14 protein-coding genes and 1 pseudogene are annotated in these 14,496 nt (G+C 59.1%); 12 read left to right on the top strand and 3 right to left on the bottom strand.

Annotated features, from left to right (window positions below; genetic code table 11):
• The first annotated feature begins 74 nt into the window (after positions 1 to 74).
• The 9 genes and pseudogenes from CAK95_RS06070 to CAK95_RS06035 all read left to right on the top strand — a co-directional run bounded on the left by CAK95_RS06070 (position 75) and on the right by CAK95_RS06035 (position 7,261).
• The gene (locus CAK95_RS06070; RefSeq protein ID WP_086087115.1) at positions 75 to 617 is read left to right on the top strand and encodes a chemotaxis protein CheW; all 543 of its coding nucleotides are present in this window, start codon (positions 75 to 77) and stop codon (positions 615 to 617) included.
• A gap of 138 nt (positions 618 to 755) precedes the next feature.
• Entirely contained in the window at positions 756 to 1,634 is an 879-nt protein-coding gene (locus tag CAK95_RS06065) for a CheR family methyltransferase (protein ID WP_086087114.1), read from the top strand.
• Positions 1,631 to 2,281 (top strand): chemoreceptor glutamine deamidase CheD, encoded by a 651-nt coding sequence (locus CAK95_RS06060; RefSeq protein WP_245303643.1) that lies wholly within the window; start codon positions 1,631 to 1,633, stop codon positions 2,279 to 2,281. The genes CAK95_RS06065 and CAK95_RS06060 overlap by 4 nt, the downstream gene beginning before the upstream one ends.
• 9 nt (positions 2,282 to 2,290) lie before the next feature.
• The gene (locus CAK95_RS06055) at positions 2,291 to 3,373 is read left to right on the top strand and encodes a protein-glutamate methylesterase/protein-glutamine glutaminase (RefSeq protein ID WP_086087113.1); all 1,083 of its coding nucleotides are present in this window, start codon (positions 2,291 to 2,293) and stop codon (positions 3,371 to 3,373) included.
• Between the two features lie 54 nt (positions 3,374 to 3,427).
• Positions 3,428 to 3,637: pseudogene (locus tag CAK95_RS29855) on the top strand (STAS domain-containing protein); the annotation flags it as partial.
• A gap of 138 nt (positions 3,638 to 3,775) precedes the next feature.
• On the top strand, positions 3,776 to 4,141 hold the full coding sequence (locus tag CAK95_RS29850) for a response regulator (RefSeq protein WP_245303784.1): 366 nt from the start codon (positions 3,776 to 3,778) through the stop codon (positions 4,139 to 4,141).
• A 28-nt stretch (positions 4,142 to 4,169) separates the two neighbouring features.
• Positions 4,170 to 6,347 (top strand): chemotaxis protein CheA, encoded by a 2,178-nt coding sequence (locus CAK95_RS06045; protein WP_086087111.1) that lies wholly within the window; start codon positions 4,170 to 4,172, stop codon positions 6,345 to 6,347.
• 63 nt (positions 6,348 to 6,410) lie between these two features.
• Positions 6,411 to 6,800: a response regulator gene (locus CAK95_RS06040; protein ID WP_086087110.1), complete on the top strand. Its 390-nt coding sequence runs from the start codon at positions 6,411 to 6,413 to the stop codon at positions 6,798 to 6,800.
• On the top strand, positions 6,800 to 7,261 hold the full coding sequence (locus CAK95_RS06035; protein WP_086087109.1) for a hypothetical protein: 462 nt from the start codon (positions 6,800 to 6,802) through the stop codon (positions 7,259 to 7,261). Before CAK95_RS06040 ends, CAK95_RS06035 begins: the two co-directional genes overlap by 1 nt.
• 8 nt (positions 7,262 to 7,269) lie before the next feature.
• Here the strand turns inward: CAK95_RS06035 and CAK95_RS06030 are convergent, their stop codons facing one another.
• Complete coding sequence (locus CAK95_RS06030; protein WP_210190731.1) at positions 7,270 to 7,737, bottom strand: hypothetical protein; 468 nt, start codon at positions 7,735 to 7,737, stop codon at positions 7,270 to 7,272.
• Between the two features lie 41 nt (positions 7,738 to 7,778).
• Positions 7,779 to 8,366: a response regulator gene (locus tag CAK95_RS06025; RefSeq protein ID WP_086087107.1), complete on the bottom strand. Its 588-nt coding sequence runs from the start codon at positions 8,364 to 8,366 to the stop codon at positions 7,779 to 7,781.
• Positions 8,367 to 8,835: 469 nt separating this feature from the next.
• On the opposite strand from CAK95_RS06025, the gene CAK95_RS06020 reads away from it, so the two are divergent.
• Both CAK95_RS06020 and CAK95_RS06015 read left to right on the top strand, forming a co-directional pair.
• Entirely contained in the window at positions 8,836 to 10,107 is a 1,272-nt protein-coding gene (locus CAK95_RS06020) for an MFS transporter (RefSeq protein WP_086087106.1), read from the top strand.
• Positions 10,108 to 10,228: 121 nt separating this feature from the next.
• On the top strand, positions 10,229 to 12,232 hold the full coding sequence (locus CAK95_RS06015) for a putative bifunctional diguanylate cyclase/phosphodiesterase (protein WP_086087105.1): 2,004 nt from the start codon (positions 10,229 to 10,231) through the stop codon (positions 12,230 to 12,232).
• Between the two features lie 23 nt (positions 12,233 to 12,255).
• On the opposite strand, the gene CAK95_RS06010 is transcribed toward CAK95_RS06015, so the two are convergent.
• Complete coding sequence (locus CAK95_RS06010) at positions 12,256 to 13,272, bottom strand: aspartate/ornithine carbamoyltransferase family protein (RefSeq protein WP_086087104.1); 1,017 nt, start codon at positions 13,270 to 13,272, stop codon at positions 12,256 to 12,258.
• 579 nt (positions 13,273 to 13,851) lie between these two features.
• On the opposite strand from CAK95_RS06010, the gene CAK95_RS06005 reads away from it, so the two are divergent.
• Complete coding sequence (locus CAK95_RS06005; protein ID WP_086087103.1) at positions 13,852 to 14,202, top strand: hypothetical protein; 351 nt, start codon at positions 13,852 to 13,854, stop codon at positions 14,200 to 14,202.
• Positions 14,203 to 14,496 lie beyond the last annotated feature (294 nt).

Here is a 14,496-nt window from a genome sequence, read left to right as displayed (position 1 = left end):
CACAAAGGCGGGCCTGTCTCGCAGATCGGTTCATCGAAGTTGGCTCAGAAGGGCCAGAGCAACAGGTTACGCAGATGAATCCCAGTGCAGCCCGGCCCGAAGCGGCCGCAGAGCTTTCAAATCCCGGAACATGGGACAATGCCGCTGCCGCACGCGCGGCATCGATCCCGACACAGATCATCAGCTTCGCCATCGGCGACGATCAATACGGCGTCGACATCATGGCGGTGCGCGAGATCAAGGGCTGGTCGGAGATCACGCATCTTCCGCGGCAGCCTGATTCGGTGCGCGGCGTGCTCAATCTCCGCGGCGCCATCGTCCCCATCATCGACCTGCGCTGCCGCTTTGGGCAGGGACTGACGGAAGCCTCAGCCATCCACGTTGTCATTATCGTGCAGGTTGGCGCCCGCGTGGTCGGTCTCCTCGCCGATCGCGTGCTGGACATCGTTTCCTTCGATGCTGCTCAGGTGCAGCCGGTCCCCAAGATCGCACAAGCCTCGCGGATCGATTTCCTGTCAGGGCTGGTCACGGTCGATACGTCGATGATCGCGCTGATCGACCTCAACAATCTTCTCTCCTTGCCCGTCGGCGACGCGGAGCGTCCGCTGACGAACTAATCGCTCTCCAAGTAGTCCTGCGTTTCTCCGGTCGTTGAAAGCCAAGCGGTTCGAGCCTGGCTGCGATCGAAGGCATCCGTGTGTCTCAATCATCGTCCGCCGCGATCAGACGTCGTCGGAGAGAATTTCAGGGAATCTATGTCGCGCTCCGTACATAACGTGGCTCCGGGAATTGCGGTCGATGAACCGGAGCGGGAATTTACATTCTCAGACGCGGACTTCCGGAACCTCGTTCAGCTCGCCTATGAATATGCGGGCATCGCGCTGTCCGACACCAAACGCAATCTGGTCTATACGCGGGTGTCGCGCCGTTTGCGCGCGCTTCGTTTAAGCAGCTTTCGCGAATACCGGGCCTATCTCTCCGAGAACGCTCCCGAGCGCGAAAATTTCGTCAACGCCATCTCCACGAACCTGACGCGCTTCTTTCGCGAATCGCATCATTTCGAACATTTCAGCCGGCATGTCGTCGTCCCGTTTCTTGCCGGCGCTCAGCGCAATGGCGGACGCTTCCGTGTCTGGTCGGCCGGGTGTTCGACGGGCGAGGAGCCCTACACGATCGCCGCTGTCCTGAGGCGCGAAATCGGCGATGGCTGCCGTCTCGATGCGCGCATTCTCGCGACCGATATCGATACCGACGTGCTGAGGAAAGCCGCAAGCGGCGAATATCCGGCGAAATCTCTCGATGATATTCCGCGGCCATATCGCGACTATTTTCAACCGGCTGACGGCAACCGCAATGCGGCCAGTGTCTTCGCCACCGAAGATATCCGTTCGCTCATCGTCTTTCGTCAGCTCAATCTGATGGATCGCTGGCCGTTCCAGGGCAAGTTCGACGCGATCTTCTGCCGCAACGTGATGATCTATTTCGATGCGGCGACCAAGGCCAGCCTCATCGATCGCTTCATCCAAAGCATCAAACCGGGCGGATGGTTGTATATCGGCCATTCGGAATCCTTCCACGGAACGCATCCCGAGCTCCAGCTTGTGGGCCGCACGACCTACAGGAGAAAGCCATGATGAGCGCCGTGGCGGCCCGTGCGCCGGACAGGGGCAAGTTCGAACAGGATTTCGGCAGCGTCGGCACCCGGCGCATCTTCGATGCAAACACCAACACCTGGATGGTGAAGATCTTTCCGGGCGAGTTCTACATCACCGCGAATGCCGAAGAGACGCTTGTCACCGTGCTCGGCTCCTGCGTCGCGGCGTGCATTCGCGATCCGCGCCTCGGCATCGGCGGTATGAATCACTTCATGCTGCCGCAAGGCCGTTCCGGCGGTTGGGGAAAAGACTCGCAATCGACGCGGTTCGGCAATTTCGCGATGGAAAAGCTGATCAACGAATTGCTGAAGGCCGGGTGTTCCCGCGACTCGCTCGAAGTCAAGCTGTTCGGCGGCGGCAATGTGACCGACAGCAACATCGCCGTCGGCACCGGAAATGCCGAGTTCGCCTTGCGCTATGTCGACGACGAAAAGTTGCGCTGTGTCGCGCAGGATCTCGGCGGCCGTTTCCCCCGTCGCATCCATTATTCGCCGGCCGATGGAAAAGTCGTGCGGCGTCTTCTGGGCCGCGATGCGTCCGGTGCGGTGGTGCGGGAGGAAATGGAACATGCACAGCGTCTGTCGTCGCGTGCACCGGCGGGCGAGATCGAGTTGTTCGGCGATTAGGGGCTGACCATGGGAAAACCGGTACGCGTTTTGATTGTCGACGACTCCGCGCTGATCCGTCAGTTGCTGTCGACATTATTGGCTTCCGATCCGGAGATCGAGGTCGTCGGCACCGCGGGCGATCCGTATATCGCACGCGAGCGCATCAAGACGCTCAATCCGGATGTCGTGACGCTGGATATTGAGATGCCGAATATGGACGGCATCACCTTCCTGCGCAAAATCATGACCCTGCGGCCGATGCCGGTGCTGATGATTTCCACGCTCACGCAGGCCGGCGCCGATGTGACGCTGGAGGCGCTGGAAATCGGCGCCGTCGATTTCATCGCCAAGCCCTCGCATGACGCGGCGAATGCCATGCCGGCCTTGGCGGCCGAATTGCAGGCCAAGGTCAAAGCCGCAGCCCGGACGCGGGTCGGTGCACGCCCTGGCATGATCGCCAATGCCGCCGCGCCGAAACGCGTGCGCACCGTTCGCGCGCGCGACAAGATCGTCGCCATCGGCGCGTCGACGGGCGGTGTCGAAGCGCTGAAAGTCGTGCTGATGAACCTGCCCGCCGAATGCCCGCCGATCCTGGTGACGCAGCATATGCCGCCGCGCTTCACGGCGGCCTTCGCCCAGCGGCTCAATCGTGAATGCGCCATGAAGGTCTCTGAAGCCGTTCATAACGATGTGATCGAGGCCGGACATGTCTACATCGCACCCGGCTCCCATCACCTCGAAATCGTCAAGCACGGCATGGAATTTCGCTGCAGTCTGAATGACGGTCCGCCGATGACCGGCCATCGTCCTTCCGTCGATGTGCTGTTCAGATCGATGGCCCGCGTTGTCGGCCGCTCGGCGATCGGAGTCATTCTGACCGGCATGGGCAAGGACGGCGCCGAAGGCATGCTCGAGATGCGCAATGCCGGCGCCAAAACCATTGGCCAGGATGAAGCGTCATCCCTGATCTATGGCATGCCGCATGTCGCCTTCGAACGCGGCGGCGTCATGCGCCAATGCTCGCTCGTGAATGTTGCGGATGCGATTCTCGATGCCTGTGAAGGCGAAGCGGACGCAACCCGTCCGCATCGCGCGGCGCAGGCTGGATGATGTGTGGAATTTCAAAGGGCGTCCGCACTTGACGGACGAAAGGATGGTTCGGTCATGAAGTTGCCAAATGTATTGGACTTCGCCGCCGCCGCGGGTCTTCACCAATCTGTATTGGGAGAATTGAAGGCGTCCGGCCGTGTGCAAATCGACGCTTCCGGAGTCGAGCTGATTTCGTTGCCCTGCATGCAGGTCATTCTGGCGGCAACGCGCGAAGGCGCGGTGATCGTCAATCCGTCGCCGGCTTTTTCGGAAGCCTTCGAAACATTGGCGCTCGATCTGGCGACGGCCGTCGAGTTCCGGAGCGATCCGGCGCCGATCGAAGAGCCTGTCCAGGAGCTCATCCAGGAGCCCATGCAAGCGGCTCCGGGTATCGAAACGTCCGACACTTCGAGCGGCGAAGCGATGAGCCTTCGCATCATGACCATCGACGATTCCAAGACCATGCGCGACATGCTGATGCTGACACTGGCCGATGCCGGTTTCGAAGTGCTCCAGGCTGTCGACGGCCAGGAAGGTGTCGACATGCTCGAGAAAGAGAAAGTCGATGTCGTCATCACCGACATCAACATGCCGCGGATGGATGGCTACGAGGTCGTCCGCCAGTTGCGGATGCGACCGGAGCATCAGAAGACCCCGATCCTGGTGCTGACGACCGAAAGCGAAATCGAGAAGAAGAAAATGGGCAGGGATGTCGGCGCAACCGGCTGGCTGGTGAAGCCGTTCGATCCGGATCGCCTTGTCGAAACCGTCCGCAAGGTCGCCTGCTAATCCTCCGAACGAATTAAGGAATCAAACCATGGCCAGTTTGGAGCAGTTAAAGCACACCTTCTTCGACGAATGCGCCGAAGGGATGCAGCAGATCGAGCAGGGCCTGAGCGACATTCGCGACGGCCTCGGCGCTGACGATACGGTCAACGCGGTTTTCCGCGCCGTTCATTCCGTCAAGGGCGGGGCTGGCATCTTCGGCTTCGAAGGCCTGGTCGGTTTCGCCCACGTCTTCGAGACGACGCTGGATGCGATCCGGCGCGGCGATCTGGCGGCGACCACGGACGTCATCGACGTTCTGCTCATGTCGAGCGACATTCTGTCCGATCTCGTGCAGTTCTCGCGTGCGGGCGAGGCCATTCCCGACGGTTTCGGAACCGAATGCCGCCAGGCGCTGGAACGTTTGATCGGACAAGACAGCGCCGCGGAGGAAGAGGCAGCGCCCGCCGATTTCGACGATCTCGACTTCGTTCCGGTCATGGTCGATGCCATGGGCGACGACGATGGCATGCGCAGCTACGAGATCGCGTTCACGCCGCAGCCGGACATGCTGAAGAACGGCACCGATCCGCTTCTTCTCATCCGCCAGTTGCGCCAACTGGGCGAACTCGAACTCCAGGCAAACAGCGACAGGCTGCCGGCTCTTGCGTCGCTGCAGCTGGACGTTCCGTATGTCGCATGGACTGGTACGCTGCGCTCCACGTCGTCGAAAGCGCAGGTCGAGGAAGTTTTCGAATTTGCTTCCGACTGCGACGTGACGATCACCGAAATCGGTGGTTTCGAGCCGGTTGAAATGCCTGGCATGGCCGAGGCGATCATCTCTCCGCCGCTGCAGCCGGTCGCAACAGGTCCGAACCTGACCGAAGCGGTCGTGCAGCCCATCGCATTCGAACGTGAGGCTCCGCCGCCTGCGCCGCGTCCGGCCGCATCCACGCCTGTGGCCATGGAATCGGCCGAGCCGAAGGCGCAAGCCCGCGCCACCAAGCCGGCGGCGACCACGACGCGTATTGAACTCGAGAAGATCGACCGTGTCGTCAACATGGTCGGCGAGCTCGTCATCGCCCAGGCGATGCTGGGGCAAATCGTTCACGACCTGCCGGAAGGCGTGAGCGATCGTCTGTCGCAGATTCTCGATGAAGTTGTCCATCACACGCGCGAGCTGAAAGACGGCCTGATGTCGATGCGGGCGCAGGCTGTCGGCACGGTGTTCCAGCGCATGCCACGGCTGGTGCGCGAGACGGCGGTGAAGGTCGGCAAAAAGGTCCGGCTCGAATTGTCCGGCGAAACCACGGAAGTGGATCGTTCGATCATCGAGCGCCTGAGCGATCCGCTGACGCACATCATCCGCAACTCGGTGGACCACGGTATCGAAGCGCCGGCGGCCCGTCTTGCGGCCGGCAAGCATGAAGAAGGAACCATCCGCCTCTCTGCCGGTCATCGCGGCAGCCGCATCGTCATCGAAGTCAGCGACGATGGCGCCGGCATCAATACCGAGCGCGTCCTGAACAAGGCGCGCGAGAAGGGTCTGGTCGCCGCCGATGCCGTGCTGAGCGAAGACGAGATCAACAATCTCATCATGATGCCGGGCTTCTCGACCGCCGAGACGATTTCCGACATTTCAGGCCGCGGCGTCGGCATGGATGTGGTGCGCACCAATATCCAGGAAATTGGCGGGCGGCTGTCGCTGAGTTCGGTCCGCGGCAAGGGCATGACCATCCAGTTCTCACTGCCGCTGACGCTGGCGGTCATGGACGGCATGGTGATCAAGGTCGGTCGTGAAACCTATGTGATGCCGATGTCGGCGATCGTCGAATGCCTGCGGCCGCCGCGCTCATACATCAACAATCTCGTCGGCACACGCGGCATGCTGCAACTGCGCGGCGAACTGGTGCCGCTGGTCTATCTCGGCGACCTTCTGGATATCTCGTCTTCGGAAGTCGCCGGCGAAAGCGTTGTCATCATCACCGACGCAGGTGAGGGGGCGCGGCTCGGCCTGGTTGCCGACGAGCTTTGCGGACACCAGCAGGTTGTCGTGAAGAGCATCGAGGAAAGTTACGGGCCGGTTCCGGGCGTGGCCGCTGCCACGATTCTCGGTAACGGAAGCGTTGCGTTAATTCTTGACGTCGAAAAACTCTCCGATCTGGCGGGCGATCCTGTTCAAGGCACGGTGACGGCGCTGCGCGGCGGCGTCGCCGCAAAGGTTGCGTAAAGATCAATAGGCTATTCGGGTCGACCACATCACGTGTCGTCCGTTGATAAGGGAACAACAACGATGCCAAATGCTGTGGCACTGAAAGTTCTGGTGGTCGACGATCAGGACAGCGTCCGCAAGATGACCTGTTTGACGCTGGAGCAAATGGGCATCCGGCATATCCATGAAGCGGAGAATGGAATCAAGGCGATGGAAATCGCATCGCTCCAGCCGCTCGACCTGATCATTTCGGACTATTACATGGACCAGATGGACGGACTGGATCTGCTGCGCGCCGTGCGCGGTCATCCGGTGGTGCGGCGGGTGCCGTTCATCCTTTTGACCGGACGCGGCGACCGCGAGCTTGTCGTCAAGGCCGCGCAAGCCGGCGTCAATAACTATCTGATCAAACCCTTCACCGTTGCCATTCTGAAGCAGAAGATCGAACAGGTCATGGGGAAGCTGGCGTAATGACGGCGGATGCGGCCCGGTTGGCCGATATGACGCAATCGCCGGAGCCGGTGGCGGCGCAAGGCAGTCCGACAGCGGATATCGCAGCGTTGCTGGGTGTGCTGGCGACGCTGTTTCTGGACAATGTGCGCAATCTGGATGACACCGTCACGCAGGTGACCGATCTCGTCATGCGGGAAGGCCGCCCGAGCCGCGAATTGATCGTCACGCTGCAGAGTTTCGACCGTCTCAAGCAGGAATTTGAAGCATTGAGCGGCGCGCTGGCGCGTTACGCCGCTTCGACCACCAATGTTCCGCTCTTCGGCGAGGAGCGTGTGCAGTTCGACCGAGGCGTGATCGATGCGATATCGCTGGCCGATCTGAAAGACCGTTTTCATGACCGGATGGACAATACGGCTTTGCCGCCGCTCGAATTCCCCGAGCCCAATGCGGCCGAACTCGAGGTGGATATTATTTTCTAGCGCGAACGCTAGCCGACCGATTCGCCGATCTTCTTCGTGCGATCCAGGATTTTCTGCAAACCGCTGGTCATCTCGATCACCTGATCGGGACGAAGATCGCGATAGTTTTTCTGTTTGGCCAGCAACAGCGCATCGGTGTGGCAGGCAACCACATCCGCGTCATAAGGCGCGCCGGCTTTGACGTTATCAAGCACCTGGCACAGATTGTCGGCAACGAAGGTGATCAGTTCGAGACCCATTGTCGTCCCGGTATCGCGGAGCTGGCAGCATCGGCGATAGATGTCGTTGAGCTCCGAGGCTCTCTGACGCCCATCTGTCATGGTCTTGAATGCCGCCGACAGCTCCTTCACCTCCCGATCAACCCAATCGACGAATTCGTCCTTGAAGCCGTCGAGCTGCGACAGTGCCTGTTCGATAGCGAGCTCCTTGGGGACACCACCGGGCCGCCGTGCCATTTGCTGGAAGCGTGTGTCCACGGAAAAAATCCGGACATTGGGATTCGGGTTGGGCGTTTCAGTCATTCTTGTCCTGCCCGTGCGGCCATGAACAGACTGTCGATATCATCCTGATCCAGATTGGGCTCGGTCTTCTCACCAATCTCGATGCTCTTGTCGCTGGCTCTGCGTCCGACGCCGGTGGGATAGCCTTCGATCTTGAAACGGCGGTCCGGTCCGAAATATGTCGGGCAATCGATGAATTGCCGGCGGTCGAATGCGACCCAGGCCAGCCGATCGTAAAGCGTCGTCGGCGACATCGGCTTGGCCACCACCATGCTGACACCGGCGTCCCGCGCTTTCTTGACGGTGCCTTGCTGGGCATCGCTGGTCATGAACAGGATCGGCAGCGTGCGATTCTCATTATCCGAATTGCGGCGGATCGCGTATGTCACGGCCAGTCCGTCATGCGGCGGCAGTTTCGCGTCGCAGATCAGAATGTCGATCTTCTGATGTGTGAGCGCGGCCAGAACGCCGCCTGCATCACCCACTTCGAGAATTCTGTTGGCGCCAAAGCCGCGCAGCATGCCGTAGACGATACGGCGCGTGTATGAGCCGGCGTCAGCGATAAGGATTGTCAAATCGCGAAGATTGACGGTGCCGTTTTTCATGGCTCGTGATTGTGTCGAGGAGGGATCAACCCCGCATCCGGGAAAGGGTTTTGACGATTCGAAGACGCAACGATAACAGCGCGATCGTGCGATTAATGGCTGATTAAGGATAATGGTTCGTTAACAACGGGCGCGGACCGGAGGTGAGCTTTTTTCGTTCCTTAAAGGGAGGAAGCCGCCATTGTCATGATCGTTAGGCAAATATTAGCAGGCGTATGCGTATTTTCCTCTATTGCGATGGGAAGTTTTAGGTTTTCAGCAACCGAAGTGAAGAACGTCTTGACGCGGATACAGCCACGGTGAAGTGCCTTTGGGCCCTATGGTGGAACTGCTCGATCGTTGAAACTGCCCTTGCGACGCTCTGCAACCTTGAATTGAATAAATTCCTCTCCCGCGCGTTGGTGCAGAACCGCCTTACGGCCGGTCGGCATTTGTGCACAGACAGGAGGGCATTGTGCGAGACATTGCGATGACCGCAACAGCCGCTCGGATGAAAGCCGGACAAGCGACGCATTGGCGAGCAATTATAGCGGCATCGATCGGCAACGCTCTCGAGTGGTTTGATTTTGTCATCTATGGATTCTTTGCAGCGACAATTGCCAAGCTGTTCTTTCCGGTCGGCAACGAAAAGATCTCGTTGCTGCTTGCGTTGGCGACATTCGGCGTAACATTCTTTATGCGCCCGCTGGGTGCGATCGTGCTGGGCAGTTTTGCCGATCGTTATGGGCGCAAGGCAGCCCTGGTTCTGACGATGCTGGCCATGATGGTGGGAACAGCCATCATCGCCTTCGCACCGACCTACGCGTCGATCGGCATCTTTGCGACTTTCCTGATTGTCCTGGCGCGTCTCATTCAAGGTTTCTCGGCCGGCGGAGAATTCGGCAGTGCAACGGTGTTTCTTGCCGAACAAAACCCCTCGCGACGCGGCTTTTACTCGAGCTGGCAATTCGCGAGCCAGGCCGTCACCACCATTCTGGCAACGGGCTTTGGCGCAGCAATGGCCGGGTTGCTCGATCAGAGCCAGCTCGAGGCATGGGGCTGGCGCCTTCCCTTTTTCGCCGGTCTCTTGATCGGACCTGTCGGCTATTACATCCGGCGGCATCTCGATGAGACAAAGGAATTCAAATCGTCGGTCATCAGTCAATCACCGTTGCGCGAGACGTTGGTCGACAGCAGGAAAATGCTCATAATCGCACTTGGTGCCGTCATTCTGTGTACGGTTGCGATGTACACGATTTTGTTCATGCCGATTTACGCCACGCGCCAGCTCGGATTGCCGGCATCCGGCAGCTACATGGCGACCTTGATCACCGGTGCCATTCAACTCGTCTTGCTGCCGATATTCGGCGCGTGGTCGGACAAGATCGGCCGTACACCGGTGGCGATCGTATCGGCGATCATTCTGACGCTCGCCGCTTATCCGCTGTTCGTCTGGCTGGCGTCGTCGCCGACCCTGCAGACGCTCATTATCGTGCAGGGCGTGATGGGCGTGCTGATGGCGGGCTATATGGGTTCACTGCCGGCCTTCATGTCGGAGCTGTTCCCGACGCGGTTGCGCACCACGGGCCTGTCGGTCAGCTACGCTTTCGGGGTGGCGCTTTTTGGCGGTTTTGCACCCTTCATTAACGCCTGGTTAATCCAGATCACCGGCAGCAATGTGGCGCCAAGCTACTACCTCACATTTGCAGGGATTGTGAGCCTTGCAGCGATGTTTGCCGCGCGTCGGGCCGGCTTTCGGTAAACGGCGCTTCAGCAGAACTGAAGCAGAAGTAACTACTTTTGAGCGTGAATATCGGAGCGTTCTTTAAGAAATACTGACTAGTGTCACACACGAGAAAGTGAATATTCACATACCGGCGTCGATGACCAAGCTCAGATCGGCCACGTTGGAAGCGAGCAATCGTATCCAGGCCAAAATTCTCGATCAGACGATCTATTCGGAGCTCGTCGGTGCGCTTTACAGCACACCGAAATCGATCCTTGCTGCGACATTAGCCGCAATTGGTGTCACAATCATTGCGCGTACGCTCAGCGGCGACAACTTTTACATTTTCGCAGCGATTTCTTTTGCGTTAATCGGCATCTGGCGAAGCAGTGCGAGCTATTTCTATTTCCAGTGGGGCGACAAGCCAAGAACCAGGGCATCCGTCAAGCGCTGGGAATTCGTCGCGCTGATCGGGGCCTGGTCATTCTCCGCGCTTGTGGGGGTGACTGGCGCCTACACCACGGTTGCCCATCCCGGTCGGGATGTGGAGTATCTCATCACCGGCTGCGTGATGGGTTACATCGCCGGCATTTCGTCGCGAAACGCGAGCCGGCCGATCATCACAATCGGTCAGATCAGCCTGACATGCATTCCGTTCTGTATCGCGCTGCTGCTGCAGTTCGATCTCGTGCACGTGACCTTGGCGCTGTTCATTGCCACGCTTTACATCAGCACGATCGTCATCAGCCGGACGGTTTTTGAGAATATCGTCGCCCGCCATTATGCATACAAGCAGGTGGAGCGCGTCGCGCAGCAAGACGCGCTGACCGGATTGTGGAGCCGCGATTATTTTCTGAAGCTTCTGAGCGACAAGATTTCGCACGAAGTGAAAAGAAGCAATGATGTTGTCCTGATCACGATCGACCTCGACCGGTTCAAGGACATCAATGACACGCTCGGTCATCCGGCTGGCGATTCGATTTTGTTCGAGGCTGCGCAACGGATCAAGGCGGCGATTTCGGTTCCGAGCGAGGTGTCGCGCATCGGTGGCGACGAGTTTCTTGTCATGCTGACCAATGTCGATGACATCGCAGCCGATGTCATCGCCGGCGAAGTGCTGGAAAGCCTGAAGCGCCCATTCAAGATAAACATGTCAAATATCAACTGCGGCGCGAGCATCGGATATGCGATCGCCCCGCGCGACGGCTTCAGCGTCGATCTGCTGCTGCGCCACGCCGACCTTGCCCTTTATGAAGCCAAGCGGCTGGGGCGGGGTCAGGTGGTAGCCTATAGCCCGGCTTTGTCCAGTGAGTATGAAAAGCGCGTCATGCTCGAGAAGGATCTGCAGGCCGCCTTGGACAACGACGAGCTTGAACTTCGCTATCAGCCGATCGTGGATCCGCGGTCGGGACGCACGATCTGCTGCGAAGCCCTGTTGCGCTGGCAACACCCGACATTGGGGGAAATCCCGCCGTCGGTATTCGTCCCGATTGCCGAAGGAACAGGGATGATCTCTCGCATCGGCAGTTGGGTGCTCGTCAGTGCCTGTGCCGAAGCCATGCATTGGTCTCCGGATATCAAAGTTGCCGTCAACCTGTCGCCGCTGCAATTCAAGCAAGGTCACGATATCGTGGATATCGTCACCGACGCGCTTCTGCGCAGCGGACTTGCAGCGCGAAGGCTTGAGCTTGAAATCACCGAAACGGTGCTGATCGACGATACAGAGCAGACGCTGGCCATCCTGGAGGAGCTTCGCGAGATCGGCATCGGCATTTCACTGGACGATTTCGGAACAGGCTTCGCATCGCTCGCTTATCTGAACGATTTCCCGTTCTCGAAAGTGAAGATCGACCGCAAGTTCACTCAAAATCTGGAGCAATCCACGCGCACCGCGGCGATCCTCAAGGGCATTGCGCAGACCACCAAGGATTTGCAGATCGAGCTGGTCGCCGAAGGCGTCGAAAAGACCGTCCAGCTCGATTATATGCGCAGCCTCGGCATCAATGCGATCCAGGGCTATCTGTTCAGCAGGCCGCTGCGCGCGACGCGATTGCGGCGTGTGATCGCCAAGCCAATCATTCCAAGCTGGTCGCTGGAGCGCTCCGGCCGGACGGTCACGGTCGATACGGAAGCCTTGAGGGCCGCGATCGGCGGCCGCTGACAACCCCCGCTAACGCCCCGCTGTCAGGGGTAAGTTCCGATCGACAACAATTCGCCGAGCACAGCCATCCGCATGAATTTCGACAGGCGGACCTGCTCGAAATACATGGCGTTTGGCAGTTCGTCGCACGAGGGATCAATCTCGTCGAGACGCGGCATCGGGTGATAAATGAGGGCGTTCGAATTCGCATTGAGAACGCGCTCCGCCGTCAGCCGATGCGTCTCGGGTGTCATCCGTGGAGAGACGTAGCCCGAAGCCGCAGGCTCGCCGATATCCGACATGTCGTATGGCGCCATCATGATGGCATCACTCTCGTGGAGCGGGATATCGAGATTGTGGACGATCCGGCAGCGGATCTGATGCTCCGACAGCGTGGCGAGCAGGTCGGCCGGCACCTCATAATGCGCTGGCGGACAGAACACGACTTCGCGGGGGCTCTCGAAGCGCAGGAGCTGCACCAGCGAGCGTACGGTGCGGCCGCGCGGATCGCCGCCAAAGCAGATCGATTTGCCGCGGATCGTGCCAAGCCCCCGTCGCAGCGAGAAGATATCGATCAGGGCCTGCGTCGGATGTTCATTCCATCCGTCGCCGCCATTGATGATTGGCTTGAGCGATTTCGCCGCCATCCGCTCGGCGGCGCCGACTTCATGATGCCGCACGACGATCAGATCGGACAGCCGCGATATCACGGCCGCACAATCTTCCAGGGTTTCTCCTGACCGGGTGTTGGAACGCGAGGCCGTCATGTTTTCCATCCCGATGGGATGGCAGCCCAACGCTACGATTGCCGCCTCAAAGCCCATCCGAGTTCTCGTGCTCGGCTGAAAGAACAGCAGCGCGACCGTTTTGCCGATCACATCGGCAGGCGGCAGCGCGCCTAATTCATAATCCTCCGCCGTCCGGCAGAGGCGATCGACATCGGCGATCGACAGCGACTTCGCGCTTAACAAATGCTTCTGGAATTCCGGGCGATCGTCCCGGAGGTTCTTGTTTCGATCTGTTCTGGCAAGGTCACGAGGAGTCTGAAGGGACGCGTACATGATGGCCGCACTTCCAGTTTATTCGCCGCATTAACCGGATTTATCAGTCGCTGTTAACGGAATATTAACCGTTGGGCGGCTGGTTGTCTTGTACCGACGTCGATAATGGTTAATCGGAGAGATAAGGCGTAGACAACTGAAATCTATGGTGGATTTATTTTTAACGACGTCCGGATTCGTACAGATAAAATCTGGAAATAATATCGTACCGCTCGATGTCTGATGATGGTGTCGCGGTTTCATCGCCTCGCACGAGATTTTGCCTTGCAGGCTAGTGCCTTAGCGCCGTCGCAGGCGTCGTCCTGATATTGCGGCCTTACCGCCACGATGGCTTGGGCGATAACTTGATTGTGTGAAGGGCCAGCTCTGCGGTCCTTACATGATACCGCCTCAAGGTGTCGTCGCCGCCCGCGCATCAGGCCCTGCGCCGGACTGATTCGTCATTCTCACCGAGGCATCACGAGACGGATGATGCGTGGTCCAAGGTCCGTGAACGCGCAGGCCGTCATCCGTCACTAAAAAAGATAAAGCCCGATGCGAGGCATCGGAACGCTTGCGACTGAAGCGCGTCAAAACTGTATGAGCAAGGCAGCGATGGGCATCGTCATATCATTGACCGACATCCGTAACGGCAGGATGAGGAACACGCTCCTCTCCTATGCGCTTGAAGGTGAGTCCGCGATGGTTGAAACGCGGGCAAGTCTGATTGCCGCCGAAAAGATCCTCTGCCGCGACACTTTCGCGGAGATGTTCAACTCCGCCGGCGATTATTTCGCGGTGGACTATTCCGATATCCGCGATGTTCGGCCGGCTAGATGGTCCGCGCAGACAAGTGCCGTCAATGCGTCGGGCGATTGGCTCGCGGTGCCTGAACGGTTGAATCATAGCGGCAGCGCGACTCTCCTTCATTTCCCCAGACGATCGCGTTGAACAACGTGCGTCCTCGCAAAAGCGGGAAATTTTTCTTTGTCATTCCGGGTTCGCGTGCTGCGCACGCGCCCCTGTTCACCTCGCTCATGAGGGGCGTCAACCGGTGACGCTGTTGATGGAGCAAGGTGCGGCGCCTGCGGATGTGGTCTTGTCAGCCATGCCTCCGGGTTGGCCGGCCGCTCATAGTACCCTCTCAAGCTAAAGGCGTACCCCGCGCCTCAAACAACGGAGGTGATGGCGCTTGCTCTTTTTATCCCTCCCGCACTTTCTTCACCCTCCCCCTTGTGGGGAGGG

The sequence above is a fragment of the Pseudorhodoplanes sinuspersici genome (assembly GCF_002119765.1).
Classification (GTDB): Bacteria; Pseudomonadota; Alphaproteobacteria; order Rhizobiales; family Xanthobacteraceae; genus Pseudorhodoplanes; species Pseudorhodoplanes sinuspersici.
Note: the sequence above shows the minus strand (reverse complement) of the source record. Positions and strands in the feature narration are given on the sequence as shown.